The 236-nt window shown below is 58.1% G+C and carries 1 pseudogene; it reads right to left on the bottom strand.

Annotated elements, in window-relative coordinates:
* Positions 1–236 (bottom strand): annotated as a pseudogene (locus ACYP03_RS28000) (carbohydrate ABC transporter substrate-binding protein); the annotation flags it as partial.

Here is a 236-nt window from a genome sequence, read left to right as displayed (position 1 = left end):
AGAATTCGACCAGCCCCCCCAGCTTCGGTGCTGCCTGCGTCTTGATGTCGGTGTTGATATCCGATTCACGAATCGGCGTCAGGCCGACCAGGGTTGTCTTCAGCGACACAGTTTTCGACACCGTGAACTGCGCATACAGCCAGGCGGCGTTGCGGCGCATGGGATCGGTGGATTTCATCAGTGTCCAGGAACCGGCATCCTGATAGCCCAGTTTCATGCCATCTTCCCAGTACGGG

Source organism: Photobacterium sp. R1, assembly GCF_054600795.1.
Note: the sequence above shows the minus strand (reverse complement) of the source record. Positions and strands in the feature narration are given on the sequence as shown.